The 21572-nt window shown below is 65.6% G+C and carries 8 protein-coding genes; 6 read left to right on the forward strand and 2 right to left on the reverse strand.

The annotated features are described in order from the left end of the window. The first annotated feature begins 56 nt into the window (after positions 1 to 56). The 3 genes from WCL10_RS15765 to WCL10_RS15775 all read left to right on the forward strand — a co-directional run bounded on the left by WCL10_RS15765 (position 57) and on the right by WCL10_RS15775 (position 16280). Positions 57 to 13136, forward strand: a complete 13080-nt coding sequence (locus tag WCL10_RS15765) for a filamentous haemagglutinin family protein (protein ID WP_336896623.1) — start codon at positions 57 to 59, stop codon at positions 13134 to 13136. 46 nt (positions 13137 to 13182) lie between these two features. After that, entirely contained in the window at positions 13183 to 13836 is a 654-nt protein-coding gene (locus WCL10_RS15770) for an OmpH family outer membrane protein (protein WP_336896624.1), read from the forward strand. A gap of 431 nt (positions 13837 to 14267) precedes the next feature. Next, positions 14268 to 16280: a substrate-binding domain-containing protein gene (locus tag WCL10_RS15775; protein WP_336896625.1), complete on the forward strand. Its 2013-nt coding sequence runs from the start codon at positions 14268 to 14270 to the stop codon at positions 16278 to 16280. A 391-nt stretch (positions 16281 to 16671) separates the two neighbouring features. On the opposite strand, the gene WCL10_RS15780 is transcribed toward WCL10_RS15775, so the two are convergent. After that, complete coding sequence (locus tag WCL10_RS15780) at positions 16672 to 17415, reverse strand: thioredoxin domain-containing protein (protein WP_336896626.1); 744 nt, start codon at positions 17413 to 17415, stop codon at positions 16672 to 16674. Positions 17416 to 17551: 136 nt separating this feature from the next. Here WCL10_RS15780 and modA point away from each other — a divergent pair, with 136 nt between their 5' ends. Genes modA through WCL10_RS15795 form a run of 3 tightly spaced genes read left to right on the forward strand, consistent with a single transcriptional unit; the run spans position 17552 to position 19657 of the window. Then, a complete protein-coding gene (gene modA, locus WCL10_RS15785) occupies positions 17552 to 18325 on the forward strand; it encodes a molybdate ABC transporter substrate-binding protein (protein WP_336896627.1) in 774 nt (257 codons plus the stop codon). An 8-nt stretch (positions 18326 to 18333) separates the two neighbouring features. Beyond that, complete coding sequence (modB, locus tag WCL10_RS15790; RefSeq protein ID WP_336896628.1) at positions 18334 to 19029, forward strand: molybdate ABC transporter permease subunit; 696 nt, start codon at positions 18334 to 18336, stop codon at positions 19027 to 19029. Further along, a complete protein-coding gene (locus WCL10_RS15795; RefSeq protein WP_336896629.1) occupies positions 19019 to 19657 on the forward strand; it encodes an ATP-binding cassette domain-containing protein in 639 nt (212 codons plus the stop codon). The genes modB and WCL10_RS15795 overlap by 11 nt, the downstream gene beginning before the upstream one ends. A gap of 64 nt (positions 19658 to 19721) precedes the next feature. Here the strand turns inward: WCL10_RS15795 and WCL10_RS15800 are convergent, their stop codons facing one another. Beyond that, a complete protein-coding gene (locus WCL10_RS15800) occupies positions 19722 to 21551 on the reverse strand; it encodes a potassium transporter Kup (RefSeq protein ID WP_336896693.1) in 1830 nt (609 codons plus the stop codon). Positions 21552 to 21572: the final 21 nt, after the last annotated feature.

Consider the following 21572-nt stretch of genomic DNA (forward strand, 5'->3'; position numbering starts at 1 on the left):
TCACGCACTCGCATTAACCTTTTCCCGAGCTCAGCACAGACCCCAAAGGGACCGGCATGAACAAGCGCAGCAACACCGTCACCGGCAAACGGCAGCGCCTTCTGGCGAGCGCCAGCGCGCTGGTGCTCGGCCTTGGCTGCACCGTGGCACCGGCCCATGCTCAGATGGCGCGGCTGCAGGGTGCGGTCGGCGCTGTGCCGGTGATCACCGCATCGGGCGCCACCGCTCCGGTGCCGCACCGTTCGGTGCGCATGCAGGAAGCGCTGGCGCAGCAACAGGCCGCGCGCGACGCGGTCAAGGCGATGCGTGGCCTCGTCACTCAGGCGCGCGAAGCCGCGCTCGCCGCCACGCGTATCAGGCCGACCGAAGGCCTTTCGCTGAAGGGCCTCAATCCTGCGGTCACCAAGGTCACCGCCTCGGTCGATGATCCCACCGGGCTTGCAACCTGGCAGGGCGCGCTGCTTCCCACCCAGACCGAAGCAGACGGCAAGTTCACGGTCACGATCAAACAGACCGATTCACGCGCGCTGCTCTCGTGGAACAACTTCGACGTGGGCGCGAAGACCTCGCTGGTGTTCGACCAGACGGTGGGCGGCAAGGCGCAGACCGACTGGGTGGTGCTGAACCGCGTGGTCGATCCGAACGCGCGGCCGACCACAATCCTGGGGTCGATCAAGGCGCCCGGAACTGTGTTCGTGCTCAACCGGTCGGGCGTGATCTTTGGCAACGGTGCGCAGGTCAATGTCCACTCGCTGCTCGCCAGCAGCCTCGAGATCGGCAACTTTGCCAAGGACTTCAGCCGCGACACTGCGGATTCCAACTTCTTCACCGGTCTCACCCTCAAGGAGCGCAACACCGCCTACCTCGAGAACGGCCTGCTTGGCCCCTCGGCGAGCCCGAGCAAGTATGCGGCGCTGATCACTTCGAGCCTCGCGGGCTCCGGCCGCTATGCGACAACGAATCCCACGCTCGCCTTCAGCGCGGCGCCAGAGGGCGACGTGGTGGTCGATCGCGGTGCCAGCATTGCGGCAAGTGGTGGCGGCTTCGTCATCCTCACTGCCCCCAATGTTTCCAACGATGGCCAGCTCAGCGCACCCGAAGGCCAGGTCAGCCTCCAGGCCGGCCGCGCGATCAGCTTCACCGTCTCGACCGGCGATGCGAAGGGCGCCGATTCCGACATTCGCGGTCTGATCCTGCGCACGATCACCGAGGATGGCGGAGCGGTCGTCAACTCGGGCCTGATCGATGTGCCGCGAGGCTATATCTCGCTCGGCTCCGATCTGACCGGTTCGGTCGAAAACGCGGGCCTGCTCAGCTCGACTACTAGCGTTTCGCGCAATGGTACGATCTCGCTGCTCGCAGGCACTGTGCGCATTGCGGGTGGCAGCGATACGACGCACGCGGGCGGCATCTCGATCCTCGACGATTCCAGCACCGAGACCGTGCCGCAGGGCACTGCGGACGAACCGGCCGCGTTCAAGACCTCGCGCATCGACATCGGCGCGGCCTACGTGCCGCTGGTGGCCGGTAGTTCGACGCTCGGTCTGTTTGGTCCGGCCTCGGTTGAATTCGGGGCCAATACGCTGCTGCTCGCCCCTTCTGCCAATGTCTCGATCGGCACCCGCGCCTCGCAGGCCTTCGACCTCAACGCGTTTCTCTCGACTGGGCGCGTCGTCTCGAATGGCAGCGTCACTGTAGGCGAGGGCGTGCGCATCGATGTCAGCGGCATCAAGGATGTCACGCTCGAGGCGAGCCGCAACGTTGTCACGATTTCGCCGCTCAAGGGCAACGAGCTGCGCGACACGCCGAACTACCGCGATGTGCGCACCGACGGCAGTTTCACGCTCAATGGCAGGACCGTCACCATCGATCCGCGGCGCAGCGGCGTGCGCGCCGACGGGGTCCGCTGGGTCGGTTCGCCGCTGATCGAGGCTGGTTCGGCAGCCAGCCAGATCGGCGTCGGCGCAGCCGAGCTGATGACCAAAGGCGGCACGGTGACGTTCGGCGTAGCCCTTCCGGACACCGTTCAACCCCTCGCCACAACGCCGCAAGTCAAGATCGCCCGCAGCGCCTCAGTCGATTTCTCCGGCGGCTGGGTCCACTACAATCCGGGCTGGGTCTATTCCTCGCGCCTGATCCAGGCCGACGGCACGTTGGTCGACATCGCCGATGCCGATCCCAACGGGGTCTATATCGGCCTGGCCGACGGCTTCACCGATATCCAGAGCAAGTTCGGCATCGCCGATACCTTCACCAACCGATCGCTCGCGGGCCAGCGCTTCGATCCTGCCTACGATGAGGGCCGCGACGCGGGCGGCATGGTGGTGATCGCCTCGACCGCAGCGATTGACGGGACGCTGCATGGCGACGCATTTGCCGGCGAACGCCAGCTGCGCAGCGGCACCGTGGGCACAGCCCGGTCGGCCATCGCACTCGATCAGCGCCAGCTCCAGTCCTCCGTTTTGCAGCTGCCGTCGGGCGGCTTCTTCCGCGTCGGCTCGTTCAGCGGCAGCGACGGTGCCAGCTTTGGTGGCGACATTCTTGTCCATGCCGATGGGGCAACCGACCTGCCGACCGGGCAAGGCGTGTTCCTGTTTTCGGATCGCCAGCTCAGCGAGGCCGGTCTTTCCGCACTCACCCTGCAGACCAGCGGCGGGGTCACCTTCGGCGCGGGCACCAAGCTTGCGCTCGCGAATGGCGGCAAGCTAACCATCGATGCCGGCCGTACGATCAATTTCGACGGTACAGTTACCGCGCGCGGCGGCGCGATTGTGGCGCGAACTTACGAGCTCGGCGGCACGGTTGACCAGTCCATCCTTGCTCAGACGGGCTCGGCCTTCACCACGGCCGACGATACCAAGTCCATCTATGCCAAGGGTGAGGCGCTGCCCGCGCTGTTCGACATCAACGTGCGCGGCACGCTCGATGTAGCGGGGCTCTGGAGCAACGATTTCCTTGCAGTCGGTACCCTTCCGACGGGCCAGGCCTGGACCTCGGGCGGTTCGATCAGTCTTACGGTCGCGCCCAAGGTGGTGGTGTCCGAAGGAACGGACGTCCTCACCGCCAAGAGCGCTGTCGATCTCAGCGGCAGCATCCTGCTGGCGAAGGACGCGCTGCTCAACGTCGCTTCGGGCGGCTATGTCGATCCCACTGGCGCGCTCCGGCTGACCGCGCGCGGCGGCAGCGTTTCGCTGATCAACGAGACCACCTACGCCTCGCTCTCGCGCACGGCGGCTGTACTCGACGACCTCTCAACGCCCGATCTGACCTTTGGCGGCGAGAATCAGAGCGTTGCCTTCACGCCCTATGTGGTGAACGGCAAGACCGTGCGCGGCGGCCTTGTTCCGCTCGTGCAGCGGTCCGTCGTCAGCTTCGAGGCCGAAAACTTCAAGGGCTTCAGCTTCGGCGGGGGCGGCACGTTCACGCTGGTGGCGCCCGAAATCGCTCTGGGCGGCACCCGTCCGGCTACCGGTTCCTGGCTTGGCCTCGATTTCCTGCAGAAGACCGGTTTCGGCGGCCTCGACCTCACGACATTCCGCTCGCGCGCTTACGACGATCTCCTCGCCGGAGGACCGGGCGGCACCTCGACATTTCTGGTGACCACGAAGTTTGTGATCGGTGAAGGCGAGACGCTGGATCTGAACCAGGCGCTGCTCCCCAACTACGTTGATCCGGCAACTTCGGCAAAGCTCGCAGCGCTTCAAAGCGGCAGCGACGTGACCAGCGTGGTTTCGGCCAGCGTGCCAACCGAAGCGTTCGACCAGCGCGCGGCGACCCTGACGCTCGGGGGCCTGACCGAGCTTACAGTGGCCAAGGGCGGCACGGTTACCGGCGCGGCCGGCGCCTCGATCACTGCGGCCAAGCTGCTCAACCAGGGCACAATCCGCATTGTTGGCGGCTCGATCCAGCAGCGCGCGGTATTGCCCGAGGTGCTGTTCGGCAATGCCATCGGTGTTCGCGACGAAGCCAACGGCGGCAACGGACTCGGCGACGTGCTGGGCGGCCGGATCGAGACCGGCGGTAAGGTCCAGTACACCGAGAATGCGGCCTCCAAGGTCCTGTTCGCCGGAACGCCGCTCACCAACGGAGAGCTTTTCTCCAAGTCCGGCGCGGACCGCGTGGTCTATTTCCTCGGCGCGCTCGACAAGGATACCGGGCTGCGTTTCGATGCAGGCAGCGTGACCGATCTTTCAGGCGGCGCGGTGTTCGATCCGCGCGCGCCGCTCACTGCCGATGGCCACCGGGTTGCCCGCGGGCAACTCTTCGGCGGCGGCACAATCACGACCGCAAGCTCGCTCAACAACCCTGCGATCACCCTGTTCAGCCAGCCGGTCTACGGCAACGGGCGCAATCAGGTGACCGTCTCGGGCAGTTCGGTCACCTATGGCGGCCTTACCGCGGGGGCGAAAATCAGCACCGGGAACGGTGCGCAGATCGACTTGCGCGGCGCAACGGCCCGCTTCGACGAGCAGGATTCATCGGGCAATTTCGCGCTGGTCGACCAATGGAGCAACGGCGGCGCGATCCGCGTGCTCGCGGGCGGCTCGCTGGCCGGTGCGACGATCCGCGCGGGCGGTGGGGCGGCGAATGCCGAAGGCGGCACGCTCGAATGGTTCGCGCCCATAGTGGTGCAGGCTTATGGCGCAGACGCGGGCGCAAACAGCCTGCTTGCGGCCGACCAGATCACGGCCTCGGGCTTTACGACTTTCGTCGCGCGCGGCTCGGTCAATCTGGCGGGCGGGGTCGATCTCAAGCTCGACAAGGCTTTCATTCTCTCTTCGGCCAATCTGCCGACCGGGGCGATCACCGAACGCGACCTGCAGGTTCGTGCCGCGCTGGTCAGCAACGGCGATGCGACGATCGAGGCGCCCTATATCCTGCTCTCGAGCCAGTCGCAGACCGCGACGGGCGATTTGGCGACGAGCGCGACGGCCGGTTCGCTCACGTTCAGCGGCAAGTCGATCGACCTTGTCGGCGGGCTCGGTTTCGCGGTGCCCGACGCGGGCAGCGTCCACTTCGATTCCAGCGGTGATGTGCGCCTGATCGGCGTCAAGCAGCCGGAACCCAATCCGACCGTGCTCACCGGCGTCACCGGGGCGATCGTCTCCAGCGGCGACATCGCGTTCAGCGCGCGGCAGGTCTACACAACGACCGGCACCGGCAATCTCCAGAGGCTGCTCGAGGATCGTCGCAATGGCACGACGACGAGCACGGCGCGGCCGTATCTGATCGCCACAGTTGCTGCAAACGGCACGGTCTCGTTCGATTCGGTCGGCGGCGCGTTGCCCGATTCGCCGCTCTCGGCGGGAAGCTGGCTGCGAGTGCTTGGCGCGCATATCCGTCAGGACGGCGTGCTGCGCGCGCCGCTCGGCCTGATCGAGCTCGGCTCGTCGACACCGCAGATTGTGCCCGGCTCGCTCACCAGCGCAGTCGCGACCAGCAGCATCACCTTCGGCGAAGGCAGCGTGACCTCGGTCACCGGCACGGGCCTCAATGTGCCCTATGGCCAGACTACCGATCTTACCGAATACTATTTCGCCCCCAACGTCAGCGCCGCGCTGACCACCGCGCCTACCGGCCAGCTTGTGCTTTCGGGCGAAGATATCACCATCGATACCGGCGCCAAGATCGACGGTCGCGGCGGCGGCGATGTCTTCGCGTTCGAGTTTGTCTCTGGCACTGGCGGCTCGCGCGATTTGCTGTCGCGCCTCAACGCGGACGCCTTCAGCAGCAACGACGGACTGCAGTTCGCCGACGGCCGTCAGGTCTATGCGATCCTGCCGGTCGAGAAGGCTGGTCTCGTTGCCACGTACGACCCGATCTATTCAGCGGACTACGGCGCAGGCACCGGCGATCTTTATGGTGCGGCGGCGGGCCGCACGGTGCATCTCGATGGCGCGCCGGGCATTCCCGCTGGCGATTATCTGCTCCTGCCTGCCCACTACGCGCTGCTCCCTGGCGCGATGCGCCTTGTCGAGAACACCAGCGCAGCCGCGCCTTACGTCGGTGCCTCGAATACACTGCTTGATGGCAGCGTACAGGTGGGCGGCACCTTCGGCACCGCCGGCACCGACTTCCGCGAATCGCAGCGCCGCTCCTTCACGGTGCAGAGCGCCAGCACGTTCAAGAAGTATTCCAAGATCCAGGTCACCTCGGGCACGGACAACTTCAACAAGCTGGCCGAGAAGCAGGGCCGCGTCGCGCCGCGTTCGCCGCTCGATGCGGCCCGTTTCGTGGTCAATCCCGGCCAGTCGTTCACCGTGAATGGCACTTTTGATGTCGCCACCACCGGCTCCGGGCGCGGCGCGCAGTTCGACATTGCTGCCAACGCCATTGCCATACGCTCGGTCGCGGGCGCCGAAACGCCCGGCGTACTTACCCTGACCACCGGCACGCTGACCAATCTCAATGCCAACAGCCTGCTTCTGGGCGGCGTGCGGCAGGACAACGCCGACGGCACGACGCGCATCGACGTGACGGCGAACACGATTTCGGTGGCGGGCGGCGTTTCGCTCACCTTGCCCGAGCTGGTGATGGCTGTGGCCGGCCAGGATTCGCGCATCTCGGTCGGGTCAGGCGCCTCTCTCACCGCCAGCGGGACACTCGCCGACTCGCGCGCCGGCAACTATGTGGTCGGCTATCAGGCCGACGGCTCGAGCTTCGACAATACCGGCATTGGCGCGGTGTTGCGGCTTTCCAGCGGACCGGACCGACTTGTCACGCGCGACATCGATCCCGCGCTTGGCAGCGCCGAACTCGCCCGCGCCTCGCTTCGCATAAGCAGCGGGGCTTCGCTCAAGGGCAATTCCATAGCGCTCAATGCCAGCGGCACCGTCAAGTTCGCCAGCGAGGCGAGCATCACGGCGAGCAACATCAGCCTCGGCAGCGCCGCGATCAGCTTCGGTAGCGACGGCATCGATCCCGATTTCGCCGCCAAGCTTGCCAGCGCCGACCGCCTGACCTTGCAATCGCGCCGGGTGATCACACTGGGCAGCTCACTTCCGGAGCGCTTTAACACGCTGGCGATCGATGCGCCCGGCCTTGCCTCGGATGGCGGCGACGTCACGATCCGCGCCAAGGCGGTCGAGTTCGGCAATTCCGGTGCCGACCGGGTCAGCTGCGCTACCGCGGGGCTTGGCGCCTGCGGGGCGGACGCGGCGCTTACCGTGAAGGCTGACGAGATCACTTTCGGAAACGGCACATTCCGGCTCTACGGCTTCGACGGCGGGGTCGCGCTTGATGCTGCCAAGGGCATCTACGTAGCCGGCAAGGGCGCGTTCGCGATCGACGACGGGGCCGGTTCCAGCCCGGTTCGCCTAACCATGAAGACGCCGGTCCTGGCCGATCGATCGGCCACTGCTACGGCTGATATCAAGTCCGGCGGCGCCGACTATACCTTCCTCACACGCGGACGCGTGATCATCGATGGCACCGGCCGCACTGCGCCGGCGAGCCTGCCAGCCGTCTCCGCCGGTTCGATCATTGCCTTCGGTTCGAGCGAGGCGGCTGTGGCCGCGCTTACGATCAACAACGCGACCGTCCGGGCTACCTCCGGGATCGTGCAAGCCTACGCGCGGGGCAACATTGTTGTCACCGGCAATAGCGTCATCGCCGCGCCCGGCTTCACCACGCGCATCGGCGCAACCGAGGACGCGCTCGTCGCGACTGCCGGCGGCGGCACGATCACGCTGCAGTCGAACCTTGGCGATGTGACGCTGGCCAAGACCGTCGGGCTTGTTGTGGACAGTGGTGTTGGCAATGCCGGCCATCTCAACCTTGTCGCGGCACATGGCACGATCGACCTGGGCGCCGCGCTCAACAGCGGCATTGCCAGCGGCACATCGCGCGGTGCCTCGCTTCTGCTCGACGGCAACGCGATCACTGACGGTGCGGGCGGCACGTTCGATTTCAGCCGGTTCGTCACCGATAACGGTGCAAAGTTTCAGGGCACGCTCCAGATACACACCGGGACCGGCGATCTCGCGCTGGCCAGCGGGCAGACGGTCAAGGCGCGCAGCGTCACGTTGGCCACCGACAGCGGCCGCGTCACCATCGCCGGCACGATCGATACGTCGGGCGCCGATGTGTCGAAGCTCAAGCTCACTGACCCGGCCTATGGCGATGCCGAGGTGAGCGGCGGCGATATCGCCCTTTATGGCGCCGACGGGGTGACTCTTGCTGGCACCGCCAAGCTGCTCGCGCGCACTTCCGGCTATGGCGCGGGTGACAGCCGACAGGCGCGGGGCGGCAATGTCACGCTCGGGATCGCCAGCGACAGTGCCAATGTCACCGTCGCGGTCGGAAGCGTGATCGACGTTTCAGCCACCCGGCCAGGTGACCGCCTCGTGAGGATTGCGGTCAAGGATCCGCAGACGCTCACCCAGAGCTCCGCATACCGGCTCGCGGCGGGCGATCTCGGCGGCACGGTTACCTTCCGCGCTCCCGTTATCGAGAACGACAGCAAGGTGGACGTGCGCAGCAGCGGCACGATCACCGGTGCCCGTGAGGTGGCGATCGCGGCCTTCAAGCGCTTCGATCTCGATGCCATTGCCGCTGCCGGCGTGCTGGGCGGTGTGGTGCGCGACGGGCAAGGCAATATCCACCTCGATGCTGCGGCCACGGGCGAACCAAACTTCCTCGCCGATCTTACCGCCCCCGGCGCCTTGCCGCAGTTCGTGCGCGACTTCTCCGTCACGCTGAAGAACGGCGGCAGCCTCGCAGGCATCCGCGTGCGGCCGGAAATGGAGCTTTCCGCCGCGCGTGGGGTGATCCTCGACAGCAACATCAATCTCGGCGCGGGGCACATCACCGACTATGCCGGGGCGCTCGCCGACGGCTACATCGCTCCTTCCGAGCTCGGCCCCGATGCCGCCGGCAATCCGCGCTACCGCGTGGTTGCGGGCAAGGAAGCCGCACTGTTCGCCAAGTATGTCGACATGACCTACCGGGTCGGCGGCAAGGTGACGGGCGAGGCGGGTGTGTTCACCCTGCGCGCTGGCGGTTCGGTGCAAGTGGCCAACAGTATAAGCGACGGCTTTTTCGCGTTCCACGACCGCACCGACCCCGATTACATCAATCACCAGCTTGGCGGCGGCGACCGGTCCTTCCACCCGGCTGTACAGCTGGACTGCGCCGCGGGCGGCCTGTGCGACGACAACCTGGCCTCCTACAGCGCGCGGATCGGCAAACGTCCGCCATCAGACGACCAGCTTGTCGTCATCGACCTGACGCTGCCGGTGCAGGGCGCGCAGAGCACGGCGATCTTCGTCAACTCGCCCTACAGTGCAAGCGCCAACAGCGTTGCCGCGAACGGCACGGGCAATGGCATCGGCGTGGGCGAACTGTTCCCGCTGGTCGACGGCAAGCCGGTAGCATCGTCCGATATCCGCCTTGTTGCCGGAGCCTTGGCAGGTTCGGCCGATCCGACCCAGATCGATCGGGCCAGCAAGGGTGACGTCGTCATCGCTGGCGAAAAGTCCTACTCGGTCGTGGCGCGCGAGGGCAACTACACCATCGGCGGCGGCGTGCAGCTCGGCTTCCTCGACGACAGCACAGGCAACTATCTCTACGGCAATGCCTCGGGCGATTTCTTCACCCGGACCTTCGCTGATTTCGTCGATCCGACCACGGCGAAGGACTTCTATACCAAGCTTGTATGGGGATCCGACAGCCAGCTGTCAGACGAAGCGCTGGCCGCCGCGCAGACCTTCTTTGCCGGCAACCGCTTCATCAAGGAAGACGGCGTCGTCACCGGTGTCTATGCCTCGCTGGGCCAGGTGGCGCAGTTCCTCGCCGGAGATTACGGCGACAAGTACCGCACCGTGGTCGCGCCCGATATCTCGATCGAGACAGGCGTCCCGGTCAGCTATCCCGGCACAAAGGTTTATTACCGTCCGCTGGTGCGCACCGGTAGCGGCGACATCAGGATCGCCGCGGCGCGGGACATCGATCTCGTGGGCACGAGCAAGGTCACCTACCGCGATGTCAACAGCCTTTCGCGGGACGAGGCGGGCGATCCGCTGGAGCCCAGCTTCGACAACGCCCAGATCGGCGGCTCGGCGGTCTACACTGCAGGCACCCGTTTGGCGCAGCTTGGCTCGGTCGCACTCGATGCCGCACGCTTCGACAAGGGCACCGAAAAGCTCGACTATATCCCCTCAACCCAGGGCACGTTCGATTTCGGTTCGGCACTCACGGGCAACGGCGGCTCGGTGAGCCTCGTCGCGGGCCGCGATGTCGTCGGGCGCCGCGATGTCTGGTCCGAGGCCTTCCTGGGCACCGGGCTCGATATCACGACAACCCTGCCGGGCTACGAAGCAGCGACCTCGACGTTCGATTCCACGCGTGTCGGTTCGGCGAACCAGCGCTGGCGGCTCGGCCAGGTCGGTCTCGATTCGGCGATTGCCATCGTTCCGCAGCTCTTCACCTCCGGTGTGGGCGCGCTGTCGGGCGGCAACGTCGCCATCAGCGCGGGCCGAGACCTGAGCGACCTTACGATTGCGCTCGACAACTCGGTCGTCACGCAGACCGATGGGCAGGGCCAGCGAGTGCTGGTCACCAGCGCCGCCGGTGATCTGGCGCTCAGCGTCGGGCGCGACCTTCTCGGCGGACAGATCGACCTTGCGCAAGGCACCGGGCGCGTCGATGTCGGCCGCAGTGTCAGCGCAGCGGGCGAGACGTTGACCCAGGGCAGCTACGATGAGCGCGCCGATGTGCCGGACCAGCGCAATCTCTTGCGTATCCGCGTCAGCGATGCGGCGGTCAGCCTCACCGCGCGGGGCACGGTCGATATTGGCGGGGTAAGCGCTCTGGGCGCGAACGAGGCGGTGTCGACGCTCGCCCTTACGCTCAACAGCACCGGCTTCTTCAGCCCGATTGCCGCGGTCAGCGCTTCCACGATCGGTTCGCTCGATCTGGTCATCAACCGCCGCGAACAACGTGTCGGGTTCATGCCGCCGGTCAGTGAAATCGGCACTGTCTCGTTCCTGTTTGGCACCGTGCTGCCGCCGACATTGCAGCTGCGCTCGCTCTCGGGCGATCTGTCGATCGGCAACGGCTCGGCGATGCTCATGTATCCCAGCCAGTACGGTCAGCTGTCGCTTGTCGCGGGCGGCGATGTCGGCCGCTTCGCTCTGGCGATGAGCGATGCCAACACGTCGGATCTGCCCGGTGCTTTCACCGTCACACGGATCGAAAGCGCCAACGGCGGGATTCAGCGCTTCACCGGTCTCGGCTACACGTTTGGCTCTGTCATCCAACCCACCGATGACCCGACCCTGCGCCTGCTGCACGACCGCAACATTCTGCATGCCGGCGATTCTCGTCCGGTCGATATCTTCGCCGGCGGCTCGATCAGCGATGTCCAGCTCAATCTGGCCAAGTCTGCGCGGATCAATGCCGGGCGCGATATCATCGATTTCTATTTCGAGGGGCAGAATCTTGCCGTCTCGGACATCACCAGCGTTGTGGCCGGGCGCGACATCACTGCGACCACGCAGCTGCCCCTGCTCGACAGTCCGGCGGCGGGTCGGCCCTTCACGCGGCTGACCAATTTCCTGCTTGGCGGGCCGGGTACGCTATCGGTCCAGGCGGGCCGCGATCTCGGGCCGTTCCTCAATTCGGCCACGGTCGGCGGTATCAGCTATGCTGGCGGCATTCGCACCATCGGCAACGAAGCAAATCCCTGGCTGCCGAGCCAGGGTGCCGACATCTTCGCGCTGTTCGGTGTGGTGGGCGGCGCGGACTATACCGCCCTGCGCACGACTTATCTCGATCCAGCCAACCTCGCCAAGCTCGACGGCGATCTCTTCGTCCAGAACGTGGATTCGGCGGGCAACAAGACGCCTGACCGCAGCAGGCCGGTCTATGCGCCGAAGCTCGCCCTGTGGCTCCAGGCCAATGCGCCCGATGTCTTCGCCAGCGTGTTCGCCGATCGGCCGGGTATTTCCGGCGATGCCTTGACTGCGGCGGCCTATTCCCGCTTCGACAAGCTCTACGCCGCTTTCATCGGCCGGGTGCCCGAACCGCAGCAGCGCCAGTTCCTGATCAAGGAAGTCTACTTCGGCGAGATCGCGGCGCCTGCCGATCCCAACGGTCCGTCCTACCAGCAATATGTCCGCGGCTACCGCGCGATCCAGACCTTGTTCCCCACCACGCTTGGCTACACCGACAACCTCGCGACATTCGAGACTGATCCCGCGAGCGTTACGGCCGACCATCCGCTGGGCGAGGCGGTCAAGAAGCTGGTTGATGGCGAGCCGGCGCTGGCGACACGCATCATCACCGGCAATGTCGACTTGCGCCTCGCCACGATTCAGACCAGCCGCGGCGGCACGATCGATATTCTCGGCCCGGGCGGCGATCTCATTGCCGGTTCGGTGGTGCGTACCTCCGAGCAGGCCGCGCGCAAGTCGTCCATGTTCGGCCCCGTCGGCGTGGAGTATCTGCGCACCGGCCTCGGCTTGCAGAGTTTCCCGCTTGGCATCGACGCGATCCCGATCGGCTACGAAGGCGTGCTCAGCCTGCGTGGCGGTACGATCCAGTCGTTCACCGATGGAGATTTCCGCCTCAACCAGAGCCGCCTGTTCACCCTGTCGGGCGGTGACATCACGATGTGGTCTTCGAACGGCGATCTCAACGCGGGTCAGGGACCGAAGTCGGCTTCCAACTTCCCGCCGATCGTGCTGCGCTTCACGCCGAACGGGGTGGGCGAGGTCGACTCTGCCGGCAGCGTCTCGGGCGCCGGTATTGCCGCGCTTCGGCCCAGCCTCGATGTGGCGCCCTCGCGCGTCACGCTCATCGCGCCGGTCGGCACGGTTGACGCAGGCGATGCCGGCGTGCGCGCTTCGGGTGACGTGTTCGTGGCCGCCGCGCGCGTTGCCAATGCCGACAACTTCAAGGTTGGCGGCGTTTCGGTCGGTGTGCCAACCACCGCTGTGGTGGCGGCGCCGGCAGCGCCTGCCAGCGCAGCGGCGGCGACTGCCGCGACGGCCGCGCAGGCCGGTGCGCAGCAGCGCAACGACAGCGCCGATCGCCGTTCGATCATCCGCGTCGATGTGCTAGGCTTCTTCGGCGGCGGCGGCGGTGACAATTGCCCCAGCGGCCGCTTCGATTCCGAGGGCCGCTGCATCAATTGATCCCTAGTGGCCTCTCGCATCCATGTGCTGAATCAGGACGATACCCATGACCAATGCCTTCCGTTTCCCAGTGGCCGCAGCGGCCATGCTTGCGTTCGTGATGGCCGACCCGCTTGCCGCGCAGTCGGCGCCCCCGCCGGTTGCCACTCCGGCACCTGCACCTGCGCCTGCTGCGCCCACGCTCGGCGGGCCGCTTATCGCCGGCGTGTGCCTCCTCTCGCGCGAGGCTGTGCTGGCCAACAGCAAAGTCGGCATTTATGCCTCGCAGCGTATCCGTCAGCTAACCGAAGAGGCGCAGGCCGAGGTCAATGCCGATCGCAAGCCGATCGAGGCCGATCTGGCCGCGCTGCGCGCCCAGGCTGCCAAGCTGACCCCGGAGCAGCGTGCCGCGCAGGAAAAGGCGCTCGCCGCCCGTTTCCCACCCGTCCAGACTAAAGCCGAGCAGCGCACGCGCGAGATCGAGAAGACCCGCGCCAAGGCGATCGACGCGATCAGCCAGCAGCTCCAGCCGGTAATCGGGGTGGTCTATACCCAGAAGGGCTGCGGCCTGTTGCTCGACCGCAACAGCGTGCTTGGGGGCAATATGGGCAACGATCTGACCCCCGCAGTGGTAGCCGGTCTAGATGCGCGGCTCACCGCGCTGCCAATCCAGCGCGAAAATCTCTCCGGCGCGGCACCGGCACCGGCACAAGCACGGTAAACCATCCGGCTGGCGGGCTGGCGGAGGCCCGCCGGCCCGCGCGGGGCCAGGAATGGTCCATTCCCGTTTTTGCCGACCGAGTCTTTCGAAAGCTCCGTCAGAGGAATTTTGTCCCTATTTTTCGGCTGTTTGCTGCGCAGTTGTGCTGCGCATGTGCGCCACAATGGTGCGCTTGTGCGGGGCATACGGCGATTGATGTAATGAACATCACAAAAATGTCATTGCCCAAAAATAGAGGGGGGTTGGGCGCGAATCAAAACCCCCGTCCGCTTAACCAAGCCTGCCCGGTTCGGTTTCGCATCGGGGGTCTTCCTGCCCGGCCAAGCCCACAAGGAAAATGGGTAGAAAACAGTTCAACACGATCAGGGCCAACCCTCTTTCGCCAGCCATCGGAGGGAGCGGGGGGCAACTGACATGAAAAGGGATATGAAATGTCTAACAAGCTGAAAACGCAGCTGTTCGTGGCGACTGCCATGTTCGCCGTGTCGAGCACTGCCGCCTTCGCGCAGCAGACCACGCTGACCTACCCCGCTGCCGAGCTTCACGGCGTCGGCGCCTCGTCGATTCAGATCACCCTCCAGCGCGAACTGAACTGCTTCGGTCCTTCGACGGCTGGTGCCACCGGCAACCCGCGCGGCGCCAACACTCCTGCCATCACGGCAGTTACCGCAGGCAAGGGTGCGGATACTACGGCTGCGTTCCAGTGCGGCAGCGACTTCATCCAGCCGAACATCGGTGGCCTCTTCATCGCGACGGGTTCGAGCGACGGCAAGACCGCTTTCAAGAACAAGACCGTGACCGGCGTGCTCACCAATGCCAAGTGGCCGGGCGCCATGACTACCGGGGCATTTGCCGCTACCGCCGCCACCATCTACGGCGGCACCACTTCTGCTGCTTGGGGCAACGCGCACTTTGCTCTCAGCGACGCTCCGCTTTCCGCCGCTGAACTCTCCACCTATGGCAATACCACACAGGGCGGCGCTGCGATCCAGTTCCCGCTCTACGTGATCCCGGTCGCGCTGGCCTATAACCAGACCTATGGCTTGAAGTATGCCGACGCCACCCTCGCGGGCACGCCGACTGCCCTGAAGTTCAAGGTCGCCCAGCCGGTTCCCGCCGTGGGCGGCGCGAACGGTGGTCTGCGTCTGTCGAAGAAGGTCTACTGCCGCATCTTCAACGGCTACATCACCAACTGGAACAGCTCGGAAATCACCGCGCTGAACACCCCGGCCAAGGGTGCGGCCTACTCGCTGAAGGCCGACGCCGACTCGACGACCCGCTGGGACCAGGATGGCGTTCCGATCCGTCTCGTCGGCCGCTTCGACGGTTCGGGCACGACCGACATCTTCACGCACCACCTCAAGGACACCTGCACCAGCGGTCTCATGGGTTCGGGCACCACCAACGTGTACACCCGCTATGCCGAAGGTCTGCCTTGGGATCCCACTCAGGCTACGCTGGTTCGCGAAAGCAGCAACGCTTCCACCAAGTACGTCAACGGTAAGCCGACCACCGATTTCGCCGGCGATGTCAACATGATTGCTGCGGTCTACCACTCGACCACAGGTGCGATCGTCACCGGTACCGAAACGCTTGGCAAGTTCGGCGTGGTCAACGGCTCTTCGGGCGTTTCCGCCATCATCAACCTCGCGGCTGAGAAGCCGTCGGCGAATGAACCCTCGGTCCTCCTGAACGGCAAGCTCGGCTACATCAGCGCCGACTTCGTGGTTCCGGCGCCCGACGCGGTTCTGTCCTCGGCTGCGCTCGAGATCGGCACTTCGACTGCGACCAAGAAGCCGCTGTTCGCCATGCCGACCGCTCTCAACGCGACGGCTGCTTTCGGCACCAAGATCCTTCCGCCGGAATCGGACAAGGGCGGCAAGTACGTCAAGGGTGGCAGCTTCAGCCGTTCGGCCCCGCTTGACTGGGTCAAGGCGCTTTATGACGGTGACTCGCAGCTGTCGAACCCGCCGGTTGGTTATCCGATCACGGGCACGACTCAGATCCTGACCGGCACCTGCTTCGCCAGCCCGGCAGTACGCAATGCGCTGGTGACCGTCCTGACCGCCAAGGTTGGCAAGCTCACCTTCGACAACAAGTTCGGCAGCAAGAAGGCGCTGGCGAACCTTTTCACGAGCACTGCAACCAAGACCCTGGGCATTCCGTCTCAGGCTGGTCTCGCTACGCTTCCGAAGGCTTGGAACACGGCGATCTACGAAACCTTCCTGATCCGCTCGAAGCAGAAGAACGCTGCTGACGGCGCGCTTCTGGTCGATCGCAACCTCTACATCCAGGCTGGTATCCCGACCAAGGCGGGCATCGGCAAGAACAAGAACACCATGGTTGTTGGGGATCTGCCGACCACTTCGGCTCCGCTGGTGAGTGGCAAGACGGTGTACGAAGCTGCGCCGAACAGCACCTGCGCCACCGTCACGGGTCTCTGATCCAGACGTTCCGGCAACGGTAACGCAAGAAAAGGGGCGGCTCCGGGAAACCGGGGCCGCCTTCTTTTTGGTCTCGCCGATCTCAGCCCAAAACAGGCGCAGGAACGCGCGCCAAGTGCTTCGTTTGCCAGAAAAGTGTTATGTTTCAGTATTTTTATTGGTTGGGAAGATCGGCCCCAGCCCATCGACACGCGCGCACCGCGCATGGCCGGCAGCTGCGTGGAGATTTCAGTGCACGGAAACCGCAAATTAACTATAAATTCAGGGTTTGACGCTATGTAGAATACCTGTCACTTTCCACTTAGGTAGGTGAACGTTTATATCCCTTTACTGGCGACGGTGGCTTCGGCCTCCGTCGCCGTTTTTCTTCATAGCCCCCGCGCCGCTCTGCTCAGTTGGTCGTGCGGGCCACCAGCAGCCGGATCACCCGCTCGATTTCTTCCGCTTCGATCGCGCCTTCGGCCATGGCGACGAGCCCGTTGCGATTGTCGCGCACCACGATGGCCGGCGTTCCGGTCACCCCCGCGGTGTTGGCGGCGTCAAAACCCTGGCCAAGCTGGCGGATCGTTTCGGGTGCGTGGACACAAGCATCGAGCGCGCCCATGTCGCGCACCCCGGCCTCACGCGCGAGCGCTTCCACGCTGCTGCCCGACGCTGCGGGCAGGCCCGCGCCGTTTGTGCCGGTGAGCTCAAGATAGCGGTCGAGAAACTGATAATAGCCCATAGCTGAAGCCTGCTTGTTCACGCAGATCGCGGTCGCCGAAGCAAGGATTGCTGCCCGGCCATGCATCGGCAAAGGCAGCAGCCGCACCGCCAGGTTGACCCGGCCTTTGCTTGCATCGACCACCGCTTCCGGGGTCCGGCCAAACGCCTTGCAATAGGGGCACTCGGGATCGATCCACACGATCAGGCTGAAGTCGCTTATGGGTTGGCCATAGACCGGCTCGATCGTCGCATCGACCGGAGCGACGGTGCCCGCGCCATGCCACAGCGCCTGATCGTCGGCCTGCGCGATGGCTGCGGCAGGCAGCACAGAGGCTGCGGCGACCACGGCGAGCGAACAAGCCGAAAGCAGCGGAAGGGCGAAAAGGCGGCCGGGGCGGCGACCGGGGCGATTGGGGGCAAAGATGGGCATCGGCGGGCTTTCGACTGAATGTATGTCAGGGCCAAGACAGCGCCGGCGCCCGGGCAGCCGCCATAGGCCGCTAATTGGCTCTAGGCAATTTGCCTTGGCACTGTATACCGCAGGATATAGCCTCCTGGAGCTTCCCGTGCCCCGCTTCCTCCGCCTGGTTTTCGCGCTTTGTGTACTGGTTCTCACTACGCTGCCACTGGCAGCGCATCCCCAGCCGCGCGGGCCGCTCGTGCTTGCCGCCGCCAGCCTGCAGGAAGCGCTGACCGCCGCAGCTGACAGCTGGGCGAAGAAGGGCCATGCCCGCCCCGTCCTGTCCTTCGCCGCTTCCTCCGCGCTTGCCCGCCAGATCGAAGCGAAAGCCCCCGCCGACCTTTTCGTCTCGGCCGACGAGGAGTGGATGGACTATCTCGCCGCGCGCAAACTCATCGTATCCGCCAGCCGCGCCGACTTCGTCACCAACCGCCTCGTGATTATTGCCCCGGCAGCGAGCCGCGCCAGCTTTGCGGTGCGCCCCGGCTTCCCGCTTGCCGCTGCGCTGGGCAGCGGCCGTCTGGCGCTTGCCGACCCTGATGCGGTTCCCGCCGGGCGCTATACGCGGGAAGCGCTCACCAACCTCAAGGTCTGGCCCGCAGTGCAGGGCAGCCTCGCCCGCGCCGAAAACGTGCGCGCCGCGCTCGCGCTCGTCGTACGTGGGGCCGCACCGCTGGGGATCGTCTACGCCACCGATGCTCGCGCCGAAGGCGCGGTGCGCGTCGCCGGGTGGATCCCGGCCAATGTGCACAAGCCGATCACCTATCCGCTCGCCCGCCTCGCCGCCGCAACGCATCCGGAGGCCGAAGGTTTCCGCCGCTTCCTGCTTTCGGACGAAGGCAAGGCGCTCTTTCGCCGCTACGGCTTCGGCACGCGTTGAGCGCAGTCATGGGCCTGACCGCGGAAGAATGGGGCATCGTCGTGCTCTCGCTTGAGGTCAGCCTAGCGGCGGTGCTCGGCGCGCTGCCTGTGGCCTTCGCTCTCGCCTGGGTGCTGGCGCGGCTGCGCTTCCCGGGCAAGCTCCTGCTCGACGGCCTTGTCCACCTGCCGCTGGTCCTGCCGCCGGTGGTGATCGGCTGGCTGCTTCTCGTCGCCTTCGCGCCCGAAGGACCGGCGGGCCGGCTGCTCGGCCTTGTCGGGATCAGCGTGCTGTTCCGCTGGAGCGGCGCCGCCATCGCCGCCGCCGTCATGGCCCTGCCGCTTATGGTCCGCGCAATCCGGCTCAGCCTCGAAGCCGTCGATCCCCGGCTTGAGGCTGCGGCGCGCACCCTGGGCGCAGGCCCCTGGCGCACCTTCCGCACAGTGACGCTGCCGCTCGCCGCACCCGGCGTGCTCGCGGGCGCAGTGCTCGGCTTCGCGCGCTCGCTGGGCGAGTTCGGCGCGACGATCACCTTCGTCTCCAACATTCCCGACGAAACGCGCACCCTTCCATTGGCCATCTACGCCGCGCTCCAACTCCCCGGCGGAGACAGTACGGTCTGGCGCCTCGCCGCACTCGCGGTCGCGCTTTCGCTTGCCGCGCTCGTTGCGTCCGAAGCGCTCACGCGGGCGTCCGGAAACGGCCGGGGCAGCCATGTCCTTTGATATCGACGTGACCGTGCGGCGAGGTGGGCGAGACATCGCCTGCCAGATCGCGAGCTCCGGCGGCATAACGGCGATCGTCGGCCCTTCGGGCGCCGGCAAGTCGAGCGTGCTGGAAGCGGTCGCCGGCCTCTTGCGCCCCGTGTCCGGGCGCATTGCCGTCGGCGGCGCCGTGCTCTTCGACAGCGCCGCGCACATCGACCTCGCGCCCGAGGCCCGCGCCTGCGGCATGGTGTTTCAGGACCTGCGCCTCTTTCCCCATCTGCGGGTGCGTGAGAACCTGACCTACGGGCAGAATCTCGCGCCGCCCGAACGCCGCTTCTTCACGCTGGTCGAGGCTGCCGCCTTCCTTGACATCACCCCGCTGCTGGGACGCCGCCCGCGCACGCTGTCAGGTGGGGAGGCGCAGCGCGTCGCGATCGGCCGCGCGCTGCTTGCGGGCCCTCGTTTCCTCCTTATGGACGAGCCGCTCACCGCGCTCGACGACGCGCGGCGCGAGGCGATCCTTGCGGTGATCGAGCGCATCCGCGACGAACTCGGTCTCCCGATTCTCCTCGTCAGCCACGACCGCGCCGATGTCGCGCGCCTGGCGGATCAGGTGGTCGAGCTTGGCCGGCAGCAGGATCGATAGATCACGCAGAGAGCGCAATGAAGCAGTAGAGTGCTCCGCTTAGAAACGCCTCTATCGCGTGCCCTCAGATCTCCAGCTGGCTTCCCAGCTCGATCACCCGGTTCGTCGGCAGGCGGAAGAACACCATCGCGCTTTCCGCATTGCGCACCATCCACGCGAAGAGCTTCTCGCGCCAGATCGCCATGCCCGGCCGTTTGGATGCGATCAGCGTCTGGCGGGCGAGGAAGTAGCTCGTCTCCATCGGCTTGAACGGTCCGCCCGCGCGCTTCTCCGCGTCGAGCTCGGCGGGCACGTTGGCCTCGTCCATGAAGCCGATGCGGATGATCATGCGGTAGAAGCCGTGACCCAGATCTTCCACCTCGCGCCGCCGCTCGGGCGGTACGTGGGGCACGTTCTGCGTCTCCACCGTCAGCACCACCACCCGGTCGTGCAGGATGTGGTTGTGCTTGAGGTTGTGGAGGAGCGCCGGCGGAATGCCCTCGGCATTGGAGGCGAGGAACACCGACGTCCCGGCCACACGCCGCACCTTGTGGCAGACCGAATTGAGGAACACGTCGAAGGGCATCGAATCCTCGGCCAGTCGCTCGCGCAGGATGCGCCGGCCGGTGGCCCAGGTTGTCAACATTGTGAAGGCAATCGCTGCAACCAGCAGCGGGAACCAGCCGCCATCGGGGATCTTGGTGACGTTCGAGGCGAAGTAGGCGCCATCGACCAGCAGAAACAGCACTGTGAAGAAGCCAGCGACGAGCGGCGGCCACTTCCACACCATGAAGGCGATCACACCGAACATGCACGCAGTGATAAACATCGTTCCCGTCACCGCGATGCCGTAGGCCGAGGCGAGATTGCCCGAAGTCTTGAAGCCCAGCACAAGCAGCACCACGAGCGCCAGCAGCGCCCAATTGACAATGGGCACATAGACCTGCCCGGCCGCACTTGCGCTCGTGTGGCGGATGCGGATGCGCGGCAGATACCCCAACTGCACCGCCTGCTGCGATACCGAGAACGCGCCCGAAATCACCGCCTGGCTGGCAATGATCGTCGCCATTGTCGCGAGCAGCACCAGCGGCAGGCGCATGCTTTCGGGCGCGAGCAGGAAGAAGGGGTTTGCAACTGTTTCGGGATGCCGCAGCATCATCGCCGACTGGCCGAGATAGTTCAGCAGCAGGCACGGGAAAGCCATATAGAGCCACGCGACCATGATCGCGCGGCGGCCGAAATGGCCCATGTCGGCATAGAGTGCCTCGGCCCCCGTAACCGCCAGCACGATCGAACCAAGCGCGAGGAACGCCAGCATCGGATCGAGCGCGAAGAACTGGAAGCCGAAGACCGGATTGAGCGCGCCGAGAATTTCCGGCGCTTGCACGATCCCGCTCACGCCGAGCACAGCGATCGTCAGGAAATAGAACACCATGATCGGGCCGAACAGTTTGCCCACCGCTGCCGTCCCGCGCGACTGGATCGCGAAGAGGCCGATCAGGATCGCGATCGAGATCGGCAGGACCAGATCTTCGAACGCGGGATGGACCACGGTCAGCCCCTCGACTGCAGAAAGCACCGAGACCGCAGGCGTGATGATTGCATCGCCGAAGAACAGCGCCGTGGCGATGAGCCCCAGCATGACCATTACATAAGTCCAGCGCGCATCGACCATGCAGCGGCTGACGAGCGCAAGAAGCGCCAGGCTGCCGCCTTCGCCCTTGTTGTCCGCGCGCAGAATCATGAACACGTATTTCAGCGTCACGATCACGATCATCGTCCAGAACACGAGGCTCAGCACGCCAAAGATATGCGCCTGGTCCACCCGCAGTGGATGATGGCCGATGAAGCTTTCCTTCAGCGAATAGAGCGGCGAAGTGCCGATATCGCCAAACACCACGCCGATTGCACCCATGGCGAGGGTGGACAGGCTTTC

It is taken from the genome of Novosphingobium sp. (genome assembly GCF_037133355.1).
Lineage (GTDB): Bacteria > Pseudomonadota > Alphaproteobacteria > Sphingomonadales > Sphingomonadaceae > Novosphingobium.